The organism is Streptomyces sp. BBFR2 (assembly GCF_044497305.1).
Classification (GTDB): Bacteria; Actinomycetota; Actinomycetes; order Streptomycetales; family Streptomycetaceae; genus Streptomyces.
The window spans coordinates 1,948,982-1,967,227 of record NZ_CP172415.1 but is presented as its reverse complement, the minus strand read 5'-3'; the positions used below and the strand labels follow the sequence as shown (position 1 = coordinate 1,967,227).

General features: G+C 73.6%; 17 protein-coding genes. 11 read left to right on the top strand and 6 right to left on the bottom strand.

The genetic code is table 11. From position 1 onward, the window contains the following. The first annotated feature begins 38 nt into the window (after positions 1 to 38). The 5 genes from atpA to ACGH2B_RS07100 all read left to right on the top strand — a co-directional run bounded on the left by atpA (position 39) and on the right by ACGH2B_RS07100 (position 5,125). Positions 39 to 1,631: a F0F1 ATP synthase subunit alpha gene (atpA, locus tag ACGH2B_RS07120; RefSeq protein ID WP_399085774.1), complete on the top strand. Its 1,593-nt coding sequence runs from the start codon at positions 39 to 41 to the stop codon at positions 1,629 to 1,631. A gap of 20 nt (positions 1,632 to 1,651) precedes the next feature. Next, complete coding sequence (locus ACGH2B_RS07115; protein ID WP_399085771.1) at positions 1,652 to 2,575, top strand: F0F1 ATP synthase subunit gamma; 924 nt, start codon at positions 1,652 to 1,654, stop codon at positions 2,573 to 2,575. A gap of 5 nt (positions 2,576 to 2,580) precedes the next feature. Continuing rightward, a complete protein-coding gene (gene atpD, locus ACGH2B_RS07110) occupies positions 2,581 to 4,035 on the top strand; it encodes a F0F1 ATP synthase subunit beta (RefSeq protein ID WP_399085768.1) in 1,455 nt (484 codons plus the stop codon). 108 nt (positions 4,036 to 4,143) lie between these two features. After that, positions 4,144 to 4,527 (top strand): F0F1 ATP synthase subunit epsilon, encoded by a 384-nt coding sequence (locus ACGH2B_RS07105; RefSeq protein WP_399085766.1) that lies wholly within the window; start codon positions 4,144 to 4,146, stop codon positions 4,525 to 4,527. A gap of 148 nt (positions 4,528 to 4,675) precedes the next feature. Further along, a complete protein-coding gene (locus ACGH2B_RS07100; RefSeq protein WP_399085763.1) occupies positions 4,676 to 5,125 on the top strand; it encodes a DUF2550 domain-containing protein in 450 nt (149 codons plus the stop codon). A 135-nt stretch (positions 5,126 to 5,260) separates the two neighbouring features. Here ACGH2B_RS07100 and ACGH2B_RS07095 read toward each other — a convergent pair whose 3' ends face one another. Next, the gene (locus ACGH2B_RS07095) at positions 5,261 to 5,953 is read right to left on the bottom strand and encodes a response regulator (protein WP_399085761.1); all 693 of its coding nucleotides are present in this window, start codon (positions 5,951 to 5,953) and stop codon (positions 5,261 to 5,263) included. After that, on the bottom strand, positions 5,950 to 7,248 hold the full coding sequence (locus ACGH2B_RS07090) for a sensor histidine kinase (RefSeq protein WP_399085758.1): 1,299 nt from the start codon (positions 7,246 to 7,248) through the stop codon (positions 5,950 to 5,952). Before ACGH2B_RS07090 ends, ACGH2B_RS07095 begins: the two co-directional genes overlap by 4 nt. Positions 7,249 to 7,408: 160 nt before the next feature. Here ACGH2B_RS07090 and ACGH2B_RS07085 point away from each other — a divergent pair, with 160 nt between their 5' ends. Beyond that, complete coding sequence (locus ACGH2B_RS07085) at positions 7,409 to 7,993, top strand: hypothetical protein (protein ID WP_399085755.1); 585 nt, start codon at positions 7,409 to 7,411, stop codon at positions 7,991 to 7,993. Positions 7,994 to 8,068: 75 nt separating this feature from the next. Here ACGH2B_RS07085 and ACGH2B_RS07080 read toward each other — a convergent pair whose 3' ends face one another. Further along, complete coding sequence (locus ACGH2B_RS07080) at positions 8,069 to 8,641, bottom strand: cob(I)yrinic acid a,c-diamide adenosyltransferase (protein ID WP_399085753.1); 573 nt, start codon at positions 8,639 to 8,641, stop codon at positions 8,069 to 8,071. A gap of 235 nt (positions 8,642 to 8,876) precedes the next feature. Between ACGH2B_RS07080 and ACGH2B_RS07075 the strand changes: the two genes are divergently transcribed. From ACGH2B_RS07075 to ACGH2B_RS07065, 3 genes are all read left to right on the top strand, one after another. Beyond that, a complete protein-coding gene (locus ACGH2B_RS07075) occupies positions 8,877 to 9,725 on the top strand; it encodes a 3-hydroxyacyl-CoA dehydrogenase family protein (RefSeq protein WP_399085750.1) in 849 nt (282 codons plus the stop codon). Between the two features lie 240 nt (positions 9,726 to 9,965). Continuing rightward, positions 9,966 to 10,289 (top strand): STAS domain-containing protein, encoded by a 324-nt coding sequence (locus tag ACGH2B_RS07070; RefSeq protein ID WP_399085747.1) that lies wholly within the window; start codon positions 9,966 to 9,968, stop codon positions 10,287 to 10,289. Positions 10,290 to 10,575: 286 nt separating this feature from the next. Next, complete coding sequence (locus ACGH2B_RS07065; RefSeq protein ID WP_399085744.1) at positions 10,576 to 13,020, top strand: ATP-binding protein; 2,445 nt, start codon at positions 10,576 to 10,578, stop codon at positions 13,018 to 13,020. A 136-nt stretch (positions 13,021 to 13,156) separates the two neighbouring features. Here the strand turns inward: ACGH2B_RS07065 and nucS are convergent, their stop codons facing one another. Beyond that, positions 13,157 to 13,819 carry an endonuclease NucS gene (gene nucS / locus ACGH2B_RS07060; RefSeq protein ID WP_399085741.1) on the bottom strand — a complete coding sequence of 221 codons (663 nt, stop codon included), beginning with the start codon at positions 13,817 to 13,819 and terminating at the stop codon, positions 13,157 to 13,159. Between the two features lie 248 nt (positions 13,820 to 14,067). Between nucS and ACGH2B_RS07055 the strand changes: the two genes are divergently transcribed. Beyond that, positions 14,068 to 14,460: an SCO5389 family protein gene (locus ACGH2B_RS07055; RefSeq protein ID WP_399085738.1), complete on the top strand. Its 393-nt coding sequence runs from the start codon at positions 14,068 to 14,070 to the stop codon at positions 14,458 to 14,460. 179 nt (positions 14,461 to 14,639) lie between these two features. On the opposite strand, the gene ACGH2B_RS07050 is transcribed toward ACGH2B_RS07055, so the two are convergent. Continuing rightward, complete coding sequence (locus ACGH2B_RS07050; RefSeq protein ID WP_399085735.1) at positions 14,640 to 15,689, bottom strand: LLM class flavin-dependent oxidoreductase; 1,050 nt, start codon at positions 15,687 to 15,689, stop codon at positions 14,640 to 14,642. Positions 15,690 to 15,879: 190 nt separating this feature from the next. On the opposite strand from ACGH2B_RS07050, the gene ACGH2B_RS07045 reads away from it, so the two are divergent. After that, the gene (locus tag ACGH2B_RS07045; RefSeq protein ID WP_030280684.1) at positions 15,880 to 16,197 is read left to right on the top strand and encodes a hypothetical protein; all 318 of its coding nucleotides are present in this window, start codon (positions 15,880 to 15,882) and stop codon (positions 16,195 to 16,197) included. A gap of 668 nt (positions 16,198 to 16,865) precedes the next feature. Here the strand turns inward: ACGH2B_RS07045 and ACGH2B_RS07040 are convergent. Beyond that, on the bottom strand, positions 16,866 to 17,849 hold the full coding sequence (locus ACGH2B_RS07040) for an ABC transporter permease subunit (RefSeq protein ID WP_399096776.1): 984 nt from the start codon (positions 17,847 to 17,849) through the stop codon (positions 16,866 to 16,868). Between the last annotated feature and the right edge of the window lie 397 nt (positions 17,850 to 18,246).

Here is an 18,246-nt window from a genome sequence, read left to right as displayed (position 1 = left end):
AGTAACTTCGGGCCCAACAAGGAGAGCAGGGAACCCAGATGGCGGAGCTCACGATCCGGCCGGAGGAGATCCGGGACGCGCTGGAGAACTTCGTCCAGGCGTACAAGCCGGACGCGGCCTCGCGCGAGGAGGTCGGCACGGTCAGCGAGGCCGGTGACGGCATCGCGAAGGTCGAGGGCCTTCCCTCGGCGATGGCGAACGAACTGCTGAAGTTCGAGGACGGCACCCTCGGCCTCGCGCTCAACCTCGAAGAGCGCGAGATCGGTGCGGTCGTCCTCGGTGAGTTCAGCGGTATCGAGGAGGGCCAGCCGGTGCAGCGCACCGGTGAGGTGCTCTCGGTCGCCGTGGGCGAGGGTTACCTCGGCCGCGTCGTCGACCCGCTGGGCAACCCGATCGACGGCCTCGGCGAGATCGAGTCCGAGGGCCGCCGCGCCCTGGAGCTGCAGGCTCCGGGCGTCATGGTCCGTAAGTCGGTCCACGAGCCGATGCAGACCGGCTACAAGGCCGTCGACTCGATGGTCCCGATCGGCCGTGGCCAGCGTCAGCTGATCATCGGTGACCGCCAGACCGGCAAGACCGCCCTGGCCGTCGACACGATCATCAACCAGCGCGACAACTGGCGCTCGGGCGACCCGAAGAAGCAGGTCCGCTGCATCTACGTCGCCATCGGCCAGAAGGGCTCCACCATCGCGTCCGTGCGCGGTGCGCTGGAGGAGGCCGGCGCCCTGGAGTACACCACCATCGTCGCCGCCCCGGCGTCCGACCCGGCGGGCTTCAAGTACCTGGCGCCCTACACCGGTTCGGCCATCGGCCAGCACTGGATGTACCAGGGCAAGCACGTCCTGATCATCTTCGACGACCTCTCGAAGCAGGCCGACGCCTACCGCGCCGTCTCCCTGCTGCTGCGCCGCCCGCCGGGCCGCGAGGCGTACCCGGGTGACGTCTTCTACCTGCACTCGCGTCTGCTGGAGCGCTGCGCGAAGCTCTCCGACGAGCTGGGTGCCGGTTCGATGACGGGCCTCCCGATCGTCGAGACCAAGGCGAACGACGTGTCGGCGTTCATCCCGACCAACGTCATCTCCATCACCGACGGCCAGTGCTTCCTGGAGTCCGACCTGTTCAACGCGGGCCAGCGCCCGGCGCTGAACGTCGGTATCTCCGTCTCCCGTGTCGGTGGCTCCGCCCAGCACAAGGCCATGAAGCAGGTCTCCGGCCGTCTCCGTGTGGACCTCGCCCAGTACCGCGAGCTGGAGGCGTTCGCCGCCTTCGGTTCCGACCTGGACGCCGCCTCGAAGGCCCAGCTGGAGCGCGGTAAGCGCATGACCGAGCTGCTCAAGCAGGGTCAGTACGCCCCGTACCCCGTCGAGGACCAGGTCGTCTCCATCTGGGCCGGCACCACCGGCAAGATGGACGACGTGCCCGTCGAGGACATCCGCCGCTTCGAGCGGGAGCTCCTGGACTACCTGGGCCGGGAGAAGAAGGACCTGCTGGTCAGCATCGTCGAGGGCGGCAAGATGTCCGACGACACCATCCAGGCGCTCACCGATTCCGTCGCCGCCTTCAAGCAGCAGTTCGAGACCTCGGACGGCAAGCTTCTCGGTGAGGACGCTCCGGTCAGCACCGCCAAGTGACGACGGAAGGGACCTGATCCATGGGAGCCTCGCTCCGGGTCTACAAGCGTCGCATCCGCTCCGTCACCGCGACCAAGAAGATCACCAAGGCGATGGAGATGATCGCTGCCTCGCGCGTCGTCAAGGCGCAGCGTCAGGTGGCGGCGTCGACGCCGTACGCGAGTGAACTGACCCGCGCGGTGACAGCGGTTGCCACGGGCTCGAACACCCAGCACCCGCTGACGACCGAGGCGGAGCGGCCGGCCCGCGCCGCACTGCTGCTCATCACGAGCGACCGCGGTCTGGCCGGCGGCTACTCCTCCAACGTCATCAAGGCCGCGGAGCTGCTCACCGAGCGGCTCCGGGCCGAGGGCAAGGAGGTCGACGCCTACATCGTCGGTCGCAAGGGCGTGTCGTACTACGCCTTCCGCGAGCGGGCGGTGCAGGAGTCGTGGACCGGCTTCACCGACAGCCCGACGTACGCCGACGCGAAGGCGGTCGCCGCGCCGCTGATCGCCGCCGTGCAGAAGGACACCGCCGAGGGTGGTGTGGACGAACTCCACATCGTCTTCACGGAGTTCGTGTCGATGATGACGCAGACGGCGCTCGACGACCGGCTGCTGCCGCTCAGCCTCGGCACCGCCGCGGGTGAGCAGGAGGAGCCGGCGAAGGGCGGGGAGATCCTTCCCCTCTTCGAGTTCGAGCCCTCGGCGGAGGACGTCCTCGACGCCCTGCTGCCGCGGTACGTCGAGTCGCGGATCTACAACGCGCTGCTCCAGGCCGCCGCCTCGAAGCACGCCGCCACGCGGCGCGCGATGAAGTCGGCCACCGACAACGCCGAAGAGCTCATCAAGTCGCTCTCGCGGCTTGCCAACGCGGCCCGCCAGGCCGAAATCACCCAGGAAATCAGCGAGATCGTCGGTGGCGCCAGCGCCCTGGCCGACGCGACCGCGGGGAGTGACTGACAACTATGACCACCACTGTTGAGCCGACCGCCGCGTCGGGCGTGGCCGCAGGCCGCGTCGCGCGGGTCATCGGCCCGGTCGTCGACGTGGAGTTCCCCGTCGACGCGATGCCGGAGATCTACAACGCGCTGCACGTCGACGTCGACGACCCTGCCGAGCAGGGCGCGACCAAGACGCTGACCCTTGAGGTCGCCCAGCACCTGGGCGACGGCCTCATCCGGGCGATCTCGATGCAGCCCACCGACGGTCTGGTCCGCCAGGCCCCGGTGACCGACACCGGCGCGGGGATCACCGTGCCCGTCGGTGACATCACCAAGGGCAAGGTCTTCAACACCCTCGGCGAGATCCTGAACAAGCCCGAGGCGGCCGCCCAGGTCACCGAGCGCTGGCCGATCCACCGCAAGGCGCCCTCCTTCGACCAGCTCGAGTCCAAGACCGAGATGTTCGAGACCGGCGTCAAGGTCATCGACCTGCTGACCCCGTACGTCAAGGGCGGCAAGATCGGTCTGTTCGGTGGTGCCGGTGTCGGCAAGACCGTTCTGATCCAGGAAATGATCTACCGCGTGGCCAACAACCACGACGGTGTGTCGGTGTTCGCCGGTGTCGGTGAGCGCACCCGTGAGGGCAACGACCTCATCGAGGAGATGACGGACTCCGGCGTCATCGACAAGACCGCGCTGGTCTTCGGTCAGATGGACGAGCCCCCGGGCACCCGTCTGCGCGTCGCCCTGGCCGGTCTGACGATGGCGGAGTACTTCCGTGACGTCCAGAAGCAGGACGTCCTCTTCTTCATCGACAACATCTTCCGGTACACCCAGGCGGGTTCCGAGGTCTCCACGCTGCTCGGCCGTATGCCGTCCGCGGTGGGTTACCAGCCGAACCTGGCGGACGAGATGGGCCTCCTCCAGGAGCGCATCACCTCGACCCGTGGTCACTCGATCACCTCGATGCAGGCGATCTACGTCCCCGCGGACGACCTGACCGACCCGGCGCCGGCCACCACCTTCGCCCACCTCGACGCGACGACGGTTCTCTCCCGTCCGATCTCGGAGAAGGGCATCTACCCGGCGGTGGACCCGCTGGACTCCACGTCCCGCATCCTGGACCCGCGGTACATCGCGCAGGAGCACTACGACTGCGCGATGCGCGTCAAGACGATCCTGCAGAAGTACAAGGATCTTCAGGACATCATCGCGATTCTGGGTATCGACGAGCTGGGTGAGGAAGACAAGCTCACCGTCTACCGCGCCCGTCGTATCGAGCGGTTCCTCTCGCAGAACACCCACGTCGCGAAGCAGTTCACCGGCGTCGACGGTTCGGACGTCTCGCTCGACGAGTCGATCCACGCCTTCAACGCCATCGCGGACGGCGAGTACGACCACTTCCCCGAGCAGGCCTTCTTCATGTGCGGTGGCATCGAGGACCTGGAGCGGAACGCCAAGGAGCTGGGCGTCTCCTGACCCCGGCCTCGGCACCGGGGGCGGCCCTGGCCGCCCCCGGCCCGTACGACCACTAGTATTTGACCCAACATCTGCCGGACCCGGCAGGTGGAGACCCGAGGAGCCATCGTGGCTGAGCTGCACGTCGAGTTGGTGGCAGCGGACCGGCAGGTCTGGTCCGGTGAGGCCAGCCTGGTCGTCGCGCGCACCTCGTCGGGCGACATCGGCGTCATGCCCGGACACCAGCCGCTGCTCGGCGTGCTGCAGTCGGGCCCGGTGACGATCCGTACGACCGGCGAGAGCGGGGACGGTACTGTCGTCGCCGCGGTGCACGGCGGCTTCATCTCGTTCGCCGACAACAAGCTGTCTCTGCTCGCGGAGATCGCCGAGCTGTCGGACGAGATCGATGTCCAGCGCGCGGAGCGGGCACTGGAGCGAGCGAAGTCGGACGCTGACGCGGCCGCCGAGCGTCGCGCCGATGTCCGGCTGCGCGCGGTGGCGGGCGTTCACTGAGCCCCGTCACCGACGAGATCGATCCTCAGCCGCGGGCTGCCCGGAGACTTCCGGAGCGGCCCGCGGCTGAGGCAATGCAGGTGCGTTTCCCTCCCTCGCGCCCGACCCGGCGCGGGGATCCCCCACAGAGGCGAGGAGGTCGGTCGAGATGGTCCTCGCTCTGCTCGTGAGCGGCGCGGTCGTGGTGCTGGTGCTGCTGGGGCTGTTCGTCTTCGGGCTGCGGCGGCGGCTCATCCAGCGGTCCGGCGGCACCTTCGACTGCAGCCTGCGCTGGGACGTACCGGAGGACGAGCGCGAGCCCAGCGGCAAGGGCTGGATCTACGGCGTCGCCCGCTACAACGGTGACCGCGTCGAGTGGTTCCGCGTCTTCTCCTACGCGCCGCGCCCCCGCCGCATCCTGGAGCGCTCCGCCATCGAGGTCGTCGAGCGCCGCACCCCGCAGGGCGAGGAGGAGCTGGCGCTGCTCTCCGACTCCGTCGTCCTCGTCTGCCACCACAGCGGCACCCGCCTGGAACTGGCCATGAGTGAGGACGCCCTCACCGGCTTCCTCGCGTGGCTGGAGGCGGCGCCTCCGGGCCAGCGGGTCAATGTGGCCTGACGTGCCGTCCCGCTGAGAGGGGGCCCCGGACGGGGCTCGGGGGCCGGTATGGCTTGAGCGGGCTCGTCCCTGGTCGGGGTGGGTTCCGGTGGCCGGCGCCGGTTCCGGTCCGCCCGCGTGCTCACTTCCGTAGGGTCACGGCTGCGGTGGCGGTTCCACGCCCAGTTCCCGGGCCAGGACGGCGGCCTGGGCGCGGCTGCGCAGGCCCAGTTTGGCCAGCAGGCGGCTGACGTGGGTTTTCACGGTGGCCTCGGCCATCTCCAGGCGCAGGGCGGCCTCGGCGTTGGACAGGCCGCGGCCCAGGACGCCCAGGACCTCCCGTTCGCGCCGGGTCAGGGTCTCCAGTACCGCCGGGTCGGGTGCGGGCTCCGCGCGCTCCCGGGGCGCGCGGGTTCCGGCGAACTCGGCGATCAGCCGGCGGGTGACCGCGGGCGCGACGATGCCGTCCCCGGCGGCGACGGTGTGCACCGCGGCGAGCAGCGCCTTCGCGTCCATGTCCTTGAGCAGGAAGCCGGCGGCCCCGGCGCGCAGCGCGCCGAAGACGTACGCGTCGAGGTCGAAGGTGGTCAGTACCAGGACGTCCGCCAGCCCTTCGGCGGTGATGCGGCGGGTGGCCGAGACGCCGTCGAGCCGGGGCATCTGGACGTCCATGAGGACGAGGTCGGGGCGCAGCTCGCGGGCGAGCCGGACCGCCTCCTCGCCGTCGGCGGCTTCCCCGGCGACCTCGATACCGGGGTCGGAGCGGAGGATGAGGACGAGTCCGGCGCGGACGGCCGACTGGTCCTCGGCGACGACGACACGCAGCGGGCGCGGGGGTGTGCCGGTCATACCGGGGGTGCCTCCTCGGTGGTGGGAAGGGTGGCCCGTACGCGCCATACGGGGCCGCCGGGGCCGTCCGCCGGGCCCGCCTCGCAGTCGCCGCCGAGCAGGGCGGCGCGCTCGCGCATGCCGGTGAGTCCGGCGCCGGAGCCCGGCACCCGTGCGGCGCCCGGCCCGCGGCGGACACCGTACGGGCTGGTCACGACGGCGGTGAGCGGGCCGCCCGGCGGCCGGTCGAGGCGGACGGTGACCTCGCCGGGCGCGGCGTGCTTGAGGGCGTTGGTCACGGACTCCTGGATGATGCGGTAGGCGGCCAGCTCGACGGGGACGGGGAGCGGCGGGGGCGCGTCGGGGGTGTGCCGCGGCGTGGGGCCGGGCCGGGTACCGCCGTCGGCCGGGCCGCGGGCCGTACCGCCGTCGTCCGGGGGCCGGGTGTCGTCCAGGCGGAAGGTCAGGCCGTCGGCGGCTCCGGCGGCGCGGGCGCGGGTGAGGAGGGCGGGGAGGCCGTCGAGGGTGGGGACGGCGGCCGGTTCGCCGTCGGCCTCGGCGCCGCCGGAGGCGCGCAGCAGCCCGATGAGGCGGCGCATCTCGGCCAGGCCGCGGACGCTGTTGTCGCGGATGACGCCCAGCGCCTCGCGGGTCGCGGCCGGGTCGTCGAGGGTCTGCGCGGCGGTGGTGTGCAGGGCGATGGCCGACAGATGCCCGGCGACCACGTCGTGCAGCTCCCGCGCCATCCGCGCGCGCTCCGCGGCGACCGCCTGCACCCGGTCGGTCTCGGCGAGCAGCGCGGTCTGCTCGGCCCGCAGCCGGGCGGCCTGCGCCGCGTCCCGGTGGTCGCGGACGATGAGGCCGGTCCAGGCGGGCGTGAGGGTCACCAGCCCGATGAGGACGCCGATGAACAGCCCCCGCTGGTCGCGGACGACGGCGAGCGCGACCAGCGTGCCGAGGACGGTCACCAGCGCCGAGCCCGGCGGGATACGGCGGGCCGCGCGGGGCCCGCCGTGCAGCACCGCCGCGTACACCAGGTCGGTGAACATCACGACGGTGGCCAGGAGCGTCCCGGCGCAGGTGTCCAGGGCGAGGGCGGCGGTGGCGAGCGCCAGACCGGTCAGCGGCGCGGTGCGGCGCAGCAGTTCGCTCCCGGCGGCCACGGTGAGCGCCACCAGCGCCGCCCAGGACGGCAGCCCCGGCAGCAGCGGCGTCCCGCGCAGCCCCAGCGCCCACAGGAGCGCCCCGCCGAGCAGCCCGGCGGCCGCGATGAGGACGTCGTCGCGGTGCGGACGGGCGGGGCGGGGCAGCGGCATCCGTCCATCCAACACGGCCGGGCCGCCGCCCGCCTCCTCGCCGTGGCGGGCCTTCCCCGCCCGCCGCTACATCGAAAGATGCAGCCGGATCTCGTCACGGGCGACGACGCCGCGGGCCACGGGCGGCAGCAGGCTGGAGGGGTACCGGAGGAGGAACGCCATGGTCGTGACGTTGATCGTCGTCTGCGAGGTCGGTTTCTGGGTGCTGCTCGCGGCCGGTCTGACGCTGCGGTACGGGCTGCGGATGCCGCGCGCCGGCGCCGCCGTACTGCTGCTGGAGCCGCTGCTGGAGCTGGCGCTGCTGACCGTCACCGCGATCGACCTGCGCGGCGGCGCCACGGCGGACTGGAAGCACGGCCTGGCCGCGGTCTACATCGGCTACACCGTCGCCTACGGGCACTACACGATCCGCTGGGTCGACGGCCATGTGGCGCACCGCTTCGGCGGCGCCCCGCGGCCGGTGAAGCCGCCCCGCCACGGCCTGGCCCGCGCCCGCCACGAGGGGAAGCTGTGGCTGCGGACGGTGGTGATGGGCGCGGTCGCCGCCGGGCTGCTGCAGTTGGCCCTCTGGTACGTCGGCGACGGCGGCGACACCTCGACGCTGCGGGGCTGGCAGCTCACCATGGCCCGGGTCGTCGCCATCCACGGCCTGATCGCCCTGTCGTACCTGCTCTGGCCGAAGAAGGCGCCGGCCGGTGAGGCGCCGGACGGGGAGCCGGTCCGGCCCCCGAAGGCGCTGCGCTGAGCGCGGGCCGGAGCGCCACGGGAGGCGGTCCGGCCCGGTCGGTGCGGACGGTACGGGCGCCCGCCCGGGAGGGAACTACCGCTCGCCGCCCGGCACCCACAGCACGTCCCCGACCTCCTTGTTGGCCGTACGGGCCAGGATGAACAGCAGGTCGGAGAGGCGGTTGAGGTAGGTGGCGGTGAGCGGGTTCATGGTCTCGCCGTGTTCCTCGAACGCCGCCCAGGTCGCGCGCTCGGCGCGGCGGACGACCGTGCACGCCTGGTGCAGCAGTGCGGCCCCGGCGCTGCCGCCCGGGAGGATGAAGCTGCGCAGCTTCTCCAACCGCTCCAGGAAGTGGTCGCAGTCCGCCTCCAGCTTGTCGATGTAGCTCTGCTCGACGCGCAGCGGCGGGTACTTCGGGTCCTTCACGACCGGCGTGGACAGGTCCGCGCCGACGTCGAAGAGGTCGTTCTGCACGCGCAGCAGCACCGCTCGGACGTCCTCGGGCAGTTGGCCCAGGGCCAGGGCCACGCCGAGCGCCGCGTTGGCCTCGTTGGTGTCCGCGTAGGCGGCGATCCGGCGGTCGGTCTTGGCGGTGCGGCTCATGTCGCCCAGCGCGGTGGTGCCCTTGTCGCCGGTGCGGGTGTAGATACGCGTCAGATTCACCATGGCACGAGCGTACGCGGCGGGCCGCCGGACCGGCCGCCCGCGCGGGCCGGGCGAGGGCCCGAACTGCGCCGCCTGCGGGGCCGTCTGACGGCCTTCCGGGGGACGGCGGGCCCGGCCTCCGTGCCGTTCGCCGGGGCCCGGCGTGACGCGTGTCTCTTACCTACCAAACGATCGCTCAGTACAGATATCGTCACCCTGACCGATTCTGGGAAACACAGCGTGTGAGGGGACAGCAGTGGCAAAGAAGCTCGCCGTCATCGGTGCCGGACTCATGGGGTCCGGTATCGCACAGGTCTCCGCCCAGGCCGGGTGGGACGTGGTGCTCCGCGATGTGACGGACGGGGCGCTGGCCCGCGGCAAGGGCGGTATCGAGGCGTCGTACGCGAAGTTCGTCGCCAAGGGGAAGCTGGACGCGGACGCCGCCGAGCAGGCGCTGGCCCGGATCACCACCACCACCGATCTGGACGCGGTCGGTGACGCGGATGTCGTCGTCGAGGCGGTCTTCGAGAAGATCGAGGTCAAGCGGGAGATCTTCCAGGCGCTCGACAAGCTCGCCAAGGACGACGCGATCCTCGCCTCCAACACCTCCGCGATCCCGATCACCAAGATCGCCGCGGCGACCTCCTGCCCCGAGCGGGTCGTCGGCACGCACTTCTTCTCGCCGGTGCCGATGATGCAGCTCTGCGAGCTGGTGCGCGGCTACAAGACCAGTGACGAAACCCTCGCCGCCGCCCGCGGGTTCGCCGAGTCCGTCGGCAAGACCTGCGTCGTCGTCAACCGCGACGTCGCCGGTTTCGTCACCACCCGGCTGATCTCCGCGCTGGTCGTCGAGGCGGCCAAGCTCTACGAATCGGGCGTGGCGAGCGCCGAGGACATCGACCTCGCGTGCAAGCTGGGCTTCGGTCACGCGATGGGCCCGCTGGCCACCGCCGATCTCACCGGCGTCGACATCCTGCTGCACGCCACCGACAACATCTACGCCGAGTCGCAGGACGAGAAGTTCGCGCCGCCGGAGGTCATGCGGCGGATGGTCGACGCGGGTGACATCGGCCGTAAGAGCGGACGCGGCTTCTACGCGCACTGAAACGGCGGCCCGGCCTGGCATCCTGGAAGCTCAGGAGGGGCCCTGTCCACGGATGCTGACGTGACGTCAGATCAGGGGCGGCGAAGTGGTCACCCCGTCGGGTGAATTCGGTATCGGTTCGCTCACGGGCGGCAACTTCGCCGCCGGAGAGGCAGTCAGTTCGGTAGACCTCCAGGGGTGGCCCCGCCGGGAACGGCGGGGCCGCCTCCAGCACGGCACCACACCATTCGGGGAGCGCATATGCACATCAAGGGCGACTACGCCGAGCTGATCGTCGGGGGCCGCCTCGACGTCCGCAGCGCGGCGGACGCCCGTACGGCCCTGCACACCGCCGTCGACTCCGGATACGGCGATCTCGTACTGGATCTGACCGAGCTGGACTCCTGGGACGCCACCGGGCTCGGCGTGATCATGGGGGCACACCGCCGGGCGGGCCGGGTCAACCGCCGCCTCGTGCTGCGCGGGGTGCCGCCCCAGATGCAGCGGCTGCTGGTCGCCACCAAGCTGCACCGCATCCTCGCGATCGAGGGCGGGCTCGCGGCGGAGACGCTGCCCCGGGTGTGAGCCCCGGCGCGCCCGGCGACCGCCGCCCGGGACCGGCGGCTCCGGCGCCATCCGGCCGGAACGGGTCGTTCCGGACATGTCAGGGCCCCGGCGGCGGACCCGTACCATCCCGGGGCTAGGGTCACCTTCCGCGTCCGCGACAGCCGCGGCAACTGACCTCTGCCCGGCCCGCACCGCGCGGCCGGGGCATCGGCCGGACCACACGACGACGGCGCGCACCCGGCCGCGAGGACGGGCCCGCGCGGCCGGGCGCAGCGACACAGAAGGGCAGCTGGGGGCTGTGAGCATGGACCCGAACACCGGGCGGGAGCCCGAGGAGAACGGCGTCCCGGCGGGCGGCGCCGCACCGGGCGTACCGGCCTTCGGCGGAATGCGGACCGGCCCCGACGAGCCCGTCCGCACCGTCCGTCTCGTCGCCGGACGCTACCTCGTCACCGTCAATCCCCTCGACGGCAGCGAGATGGAACCCTGCCCGCCCGGGGACCGCCCGGCGGAGCCCGCCCGGCGGGACGCGGAGGAGCGCGCCGAGGCCGCCCGCGCCGCCGCGCCGCCGGTACCGCCCGGCGCGCCCGTCCACGCCTCCCGCACCGCCACCCTGGAGGAGCGCGGCGAGGAGACCGAACGGCTGGTCCGGCTGCTGACCCGGGGCCGCTCGGTACGGCTCACCGGGCCGTCCGGCGCGGGCCGCACCCGCCTCCTCGACGCCGTCGCCACCGCCTGCGCCGGTGTCGCCCCCGACGGCGTCGTCCGCCTCTCGGGCTACCACCGCACCCCCACCGACCTGCTGTACGCACTCCTCGCCGCCGTCCACCGCACCCCGCAGTACCGCCCCGACCGCGAGGAGCTGCTGCGGCTGCTCCCCGGTATCGGCGCGATCGTCGTCCTCGACGACCTGGAGTTCGGCGGCCGGGCGCTGGACGAACTGCTCGACGCCACCCCCGAGTGCGCCTTCCTCTTCTCCGCCACCCCCGACGTCCCGGCGCCCAGCCCCGGGTGCCCCGTCGAGGAGGTCTTCCTCGGCGGTATCGGCCGCGCCGCCTGCCTGCGCCTCCTGGAGCGCGCCGTGCAGCGGCCGCTGACCGACGAGGAGACCGCCTGGGCCGCCGACCTGTGGTTCGAGTCCGAGGGGCTGCCGCTGCGCTTCGTCCAGGCGGCGGCGCTGCTGCGGCTGCGTGACCGGGGCGGTGACGCCGCCGGTGACGGTCCGGGCCTCTTCGCACCCACCGCCGCGGGCGCCCCCGGACGGCACCACACCCCGCTGCCGTCCGCCGCCGACGCCGCGGCCCCCGCACCGCTGATCGCCGACCGGCTCGGTCCGGCCGCCCAGGAGACGCTGCGCTTCGCCGTGGCGCTCGGCGGCGAACTCCCGCACCAGGCCCATCTGCCCGCCCTCACCCAGGACACCCACGCCGACGCCGCCCTCGGCGACCTCCTCGGCTGCGGGCTGATCACCCCGGCGGGCGGCCACTACCGTCTCGCCGCCACCGTCCGCGACCAACTGACCGCCGCCGGATACGCCGACGGCGCCACCGCCCGCGCGCACACCGCGGCCCAGCACTACGCCTGGTGGGCCGGGCACCCCTCGGTCACCCCGGAGCGCGCCGCCGCCGAGGCGGACGCCGTCCTCGCCGCGATGGCCGCGCTCACCGCCGGCCGCGAGGGCGCTCACGCCAGCGCCGCCGTGCTGCTGGCCCGCACCGCCGCCCCGGCCTTCGCCGCCGGACTCCACTGGAGCGCCTGGGAGCGCGGTCTGCGCCACGGCCAGGAGGCCGCCCGGCTGGCCGGCGAGGTCGCCGAAGAAGCCTATTTCCACCACGAGTTGGGCGTCCTGGCGCTCTGCGGCGACCACCTCGACCGGGCCCGCGCCGAACTGGAGGCGTCCATCGGGCTGCGCGGCGTGCTCTCCGACCGCAGCGGCGCGGTCGCCGGCCGCCGCGCCCTCGCCCTCGTCGCCGACCGGGAACGGCAGAGCGCCGAGGGCACCGGAACCCCGCCACCGCCCGCACCCGGCGCCGCCGTACCGGCCGCCGCCGCACCGGCCGCGGCGACCTCCGCCTCCGCCGCCGGGCCGCGGCACGCCCGCCCCGGCCCGGCGACCCCGGTGGCCGGCACGCCGCTCGTCACCACCCGCACCGCGTCCGCCGGGAAGAAGGACGACGAGACCGCCGTCCGGCCCGCCGCGGCCGGGAGATCCACCACCCGCCGCAACCTCGCCGCGGCGGGCGCCGGGGTGCTGCTCGCCGCGGTGCTCGGCACCGTCGTCACGCTCGGCGCGACCTCCGGCGACGGCGACGACCGCCCCGGCGGCCCCGCCACCCTGGAGCAGCCCACCACACCGGACGGGGAGCCGACGACGCCCGCGGACACCTGGTCGCCCGAGCCGCCGCCCGCCACCTCCGCCTCGGCCACCCCGTCGCGGGAGTCGCAGAGCCCGTCCCCGTCGACCGGCGCGCCCAGCAGCACCTCGCCCACCACCTCCCCGACGCCGACGGACCCGTCGACCTCCCCGACCCGTCCCACCGGCCGTCCCACCGAGCCGACCGGCCGCCCGACCCGCCCCACGCAGCGGCCGACCGACCCGACGCCCACCGACGACCCGACGGACGAGCCGACGACCCCGGACCCGACCGGCCCCACCGGCAAGCCGACCGGCCAGAGCCCGTCCGCCTCGGACTCGCAGAGTGGCCCCGCCGCCCGCACGGCCACCGCGGACGGCTCCCCGACGGCCTGACGACGCCACGGCAGCGGCCCGTACGGAAGTCTCCGTACGGGCCGTACGGAACGCGCGACGGCCCGGTACGCGTCCCGGCCCGCCTCCACGGGCGGTCGGGCGCGCACCGGGCCGTCGTACGGGCCGGGGCCAGGGGTCAGAACAGGCGGAGCTTGTCGTCCTCGATGCCGCGCAGACCGTCGTAGTCGAGCACCACGCAGCCGATCTTGCGGTCGGTGGCCAGCACCCGGGCCTGCGGCTTGATCTCCTGCGCGGCGAAGATGCCCTTGACCGGCGCCAGGTGCGGGTCGCGGTTGAGGAGTTCGAGGTAGCGGGTGAGCTGCTCCACGCCGTCGATCTCGCCGCGCCGCTTGATCTCCACGGCCACGGTCTGACCGTCGGCGTCGCGGCACAGGATGTCCACCGGGCCGATGGCGGTGGGGTATTCGCGCCGAATCAGCGAATAGCCCTCGCCGAGCGTTTCGATCCGGTCGGCGAGCAGCTCCTGGAGGTGGGCCTCCACGCCGTCCTTGATCAGACCCGGGTCGACGCCCAGCTCGTGCGAGGAGTCGTGCAGGACCTCCTCGATGGTGATGATGAGCTTCTCGCCGCCCTTGTTCTCCACCGTCCACACCTGGCCGTCGCCCTCCTTGAGGGTGCACGGCGGCGACATCCAGTTGAGGGGCTTGTAGGCGCGGTCATCCGCGTGGATGGAGACCGAGCCGTCCGCCTTCACCAGGATGAGGCGGGGGGCGGAGGGGAGATGGGCGGTGAGCCGGCCCGCGTAGTCCACGGAGCAGCGGGCGATGACGAGACGCATGGGGCGTCACGCTACTCGACCGGGGGCCGCCCGCGCGATTCGCCCCGGAGCCGCAGACGTTTCCGGCGGAAACCCCCGCAGCTCCGGCAGCGGTCATTGGCCGGTTGTCTGTGCAATCTTCTGGTGCCCGGCTCTTGCGCGCCCTACCGTTGATGCGGGGGGTCGTGAGGCGAATACGCTCCGTCGCGATGCCCCATGTCCCGTCCCTTAGGCCCCCCGACCCGGCGGGGCCGCGAGAGGAGAACCTCATGTCGCTCGACGTCTCACCGGCCCTCCTCGAACAGGCCGAGCGAGGCGAGGTCGACGAAGCCGCATTTGTCGACTGCGTCCGTACCTCCCTGCCCTACGCATGGGGAATGATCAGCTCGCTGGTGGTCCGGCTGAAGGAGGACGGCGGGGAGTTCGCCGACAATCAGACGCCGCCGCCGGACGAGCAGGCGCGCGGCCAGTTGCTGCGTGCGCTGGCGAGCGATGCGATCCGCGGATCGCTGGAACGTCACTTCGGCGTCCGTCTCGCCTTCCAGAACTGCCATCGCGTCGCGGTTTTCCCCCTCGACCCGGCGGTCGACGACCGCCTGGGCCGCTTCACCTCCATCCGCGGCCAACTGCTGAACCAGTCACCGGAACTGCGCGACTGCTGACCGGGGCCGCTGCCGCCGCGCACCCCTTCTGCCGCGCGCTCCGGCGCCTCGCACGCGGGTGCGCGCGGCAGCGGCACCGGCCGGGAACCCGACCGCCCGGACGTACAGCGCGAAGCCGTCCGCCCCGTCCGGCGCACGGCCGTCCCACCGCACACCGCTGCCGCCCGGCCGCCGCCGGGTCACCCCAGCCGCGGTTTGACGTCCTCGCCGAGGCGGCGGACGTTCTCCTCGGTGGCCGCCAGATCCCCCGACCCCTCGACGAGCAGCGCATGCGTGGTGATGCCCGTACGCTCCGCCGTCGCCGCCAGCTTGTCCGCACAGCTCCGCGGCGTCCCGACGGGATGCAGCGCGCACAGCTTCTCGGTGTACGCGACCGGGTCCCGCATGGCGCGGGCGCGGCCGTCGACGGTGACATGGGCGCTCAGCCCCTGGCGCAGCCAGCCGGGCATCGCCTTCGTCAGCGTCTCGACCGCGTCCCGCCGGTCGTCGGCGATCTGCACCACCCCGGCCGAGACATGGCGGACGGCCGCGATCTCGTCGCCGTTCCGCCCGGCCTCGCGTGCGGCGGTCCGCCACAACGCCACCATCTCGGCCTTCTCGTCGTCCGCGCAGTGCATGCCCAGCAGCATCGGCAGTCCGCGCGCGGCCGCCAGCCGTACCGACGCGGGGGAGGTGCACGCCACCAGCACCCCGGGGCCCGGCACCTCCGCGTCCGGGGCGTCCGGCGGCGCCAGCGCCTGCGCGGGGCTCGGCACCACCGCCACCTCCCGGAACGCGTACCGCTCGCCCGCCGCGCCCACCCGCGGCTCGCGCAGCCAGCGCAGCAGCAGATCGAGCGCCTCCGGGAAGCCCCGCTCGTACGCGGCGAGTCCGGCGCCGAAGACCTCCAGATCGACCCAGGGGCCGCCGCGGCCGACCCCGAGGGTGAAGCGGCCGCCGGAGGTGAGGTGCAGCAGCGCCGCCTGTTCCCCCAGCGCCACCGGATGCTGGGTCGGCAGCACGCTGACCGCGGTGCCGACCCCGATCCGCTCCGTCCGGCCCAGCAGCAGGGCGGCGAGCGTCACCGCCGACGGACAGACGCCGTACGGCACGAAGTGGTGCTCCGCCAGCCAGACGTCGTCGAGCCCGGACCGCTCCGCCACCTCCGCGCAGCGGACCGCTCTGTGCAGTGCTTCCCCCTGTCCCTGACCCGGGAATTGAGCGGCCAGGACGAAAGCCCCAACGCGCATCGCTCTCCGCCTCCTCGCAGCCGACGCGGCTTCCCCCACGTAGGGCAATAACGTCTGACACGTGCCAAAGGCACGGCCCGGCGACGGGTTCTGCCGATGATCGCAGGAACGCACCGGGCCCGCCGGGGCCGCCCGCGTGGCGCGTACGCTGGTGACGGCCCGTGACCCCGCAGATCTCCCGAGGTGCCCTGTGTCTCCGCGTCGAAACCGCCAGCGTGGCGGTGCGAAGCCCGCCGAACGCGCAGAGGGCGACCGCTACGGCCTGGAACAGACCGCCGAGTGGCGCGGCGAGGAGTGGGTGGTCCGGCACGTCGGCGGGGGCGGAGCCGCCAAGCACTACCGCTGCCCCGGCTGTGACCAGGAGATTCCGCCGGGCGTCCCGCATGTCGTGGCGTGGCCGCAGCTCGGTGACGTCGACGACCGCCGCCACTGGCACAAGGCGTGCTGGAACGCGCGCGACCGCCGCAGCGCCCGCCTCCAGCGGTCGCGGAACGCGCCGCGGTACTGAGGACGTCCGGGCCGGAGAGGTCCGGCCCGCCGATCAGCTCGGCCCATTCGCCGGGCTGCCAGTTTCCGGGCCGGATCAGCGCGCGCGCCGCGGCGCGGCCCGCGTCGTCGGGGACGAGGACGGGCAGCGGTGCCGGCCCCAGGTCGGTGAGCCGCGCGGGGAAGACGAAGCAGGGACCGCCCTCCGGCCGGCCGGCCCGGTCGCCCAGGGACGCGGCGAGCCGGGCGAGCGGCCCGGGGCGTACGCCGGTGTCGTCGAGGGGGCTCGGGGCGTGCGGTCCGCCGGCTCCGCCGGGGGAGTCCGGCGCGAGGGCCGGGCCGAGCGCCGGGAGCCGGGCCCCGGGGGACCAGGCCCGGAACGCCAGGAGGGAACGGTCCCGTACGCGGGCGGGCCGGCCGCCCCCGGCGGGTTCGAGGCCGTGGATCGCGTCGGTCTCCAGGGCCGGCAGCCGCGCCTCGTCGAGGGTCACGCGCGCGACGGGAGTGGCGCGGCCGCCGGGCGGCACCGGGTTTTCCGCCGGGGCACGGGAGCCGGGCGAGGAGGGGCGCGGGCCCGGCGGGCGCGTCGGGGCGGCCGTCCTCGTACGGCGTCCGGTGTGCCGTCCGGGAACGGCGAAGGGCGTGCCCGCCGGTGAACGGGCGGGCACGCCCTTCGGGTCCGGGAGCGACCTACACGTCGCGCTTGGACTGGGCGGCGAAGGCGGCGCCCAGGACGACCGCGGTGACGCCCAGCAGGATCCAGAGGGGCTCCCAGCCCTGCGGGCCGCTGTCCGTGCCGAGGAACGGGTTGCCGTACAGCGACGCCAGCGAGTTGGGCACGGAGAACTCGATCAGCGCCTTGCTCACCGACTTCAGGCTCTCCGAGCCGAGCATGAAGACGGCCAGCAGCATCGGCAGCAGCACCAGCCCGAGCATCGCGCTGATGGCGCCCGCGGAGTGCCGCAGCAGCGAACCGACGGCGAGCGCCAGCAGACCGAGCACCGATACGTACAGACCGGCGCCGACGGTGACCCGGAGCCATTCGCCGGCTGTCGGGTCGGGGCCGGTCACCATGGCGTTGGTGAGCACCGCGACGAGCGTGGTGGTGATCGTCGTGATGACGAAGGCGAGCGCGGTGAAGACGATCGACTTGGCGGCGAGCACCCGGGCGCGGTTGGGACAGGCGGTCATCGTCGTACGGATCATGCCCGTGCCGTACTCGGAGGAGATCACCAGGACGCCGAGCGGGATGATGCAGAGCGTGCCGAGGAGGACGCCGAAGAACGCCATGCCGAGCTTCGGATCGACGTAGCGCTGGGTGCCCAGGGCGAGGGCGGTCAGCGTGCCGATGCCGAAGATCATGATGAAGAGGGTGCCCAGGGTCCACATCGTCGAGCGCATCGAGCGGATCTTGGTCCACTCGGAGGCGAGCGCGTGCCCGAGGTGGGTGGGGCGCACCGGGATCGGCGAGACGTACCCGCCGGGCGCGCCCCGGAACGGGCCGGGGTGCGGCTGGCCCTGCGGCGGTACGGGGTGACCGGGCTGCGCCGCGGCGGGTGGCTGCGGGGCGCCGGCCTGCGGGAACTGCCCGGCGGGGGCCGGCTGACCGGCCGGTGCCGGGGCACCGGGCTGCGGCGTACCGGCTCCGGGGTGCGCGGCCGGGGCCTTGAGCATCATCGTGCCGGGCTCCTTGGCCAGGCTGCCGCCGGCCGCCAGCGGCTGCGGGGGCGGGCCGTCGCCCTGGTGCGCGGGGAGCTGCTGGGCCTGGAGCATCATCGTCCCCGCCTCCCGGGCGGGCGGCTCCGGCACGGTGCCGAGCACCACGGTGCCGTGCTCACGCGCGGGCCCGCCCTGGGGAGCGGTCGGCTGCTGCCCCGGAGCGGCGGCGGGCGCGGGCGCCTCACCGGACGGCGCGGGGGCCGCGGGCGCGGGCCGGTCCCCGGCCGCACCGGACTGCGCGGGAGCGCCGGGCGCGGGCTGTCCCGGCCCCGCACCCTGCGGGGCGGCCGCGGGCTGCGGCGGGGCGACGGGCGGCTGCCCCGGGGCGGCAGGCGGCTGACCCGGTGCGGCG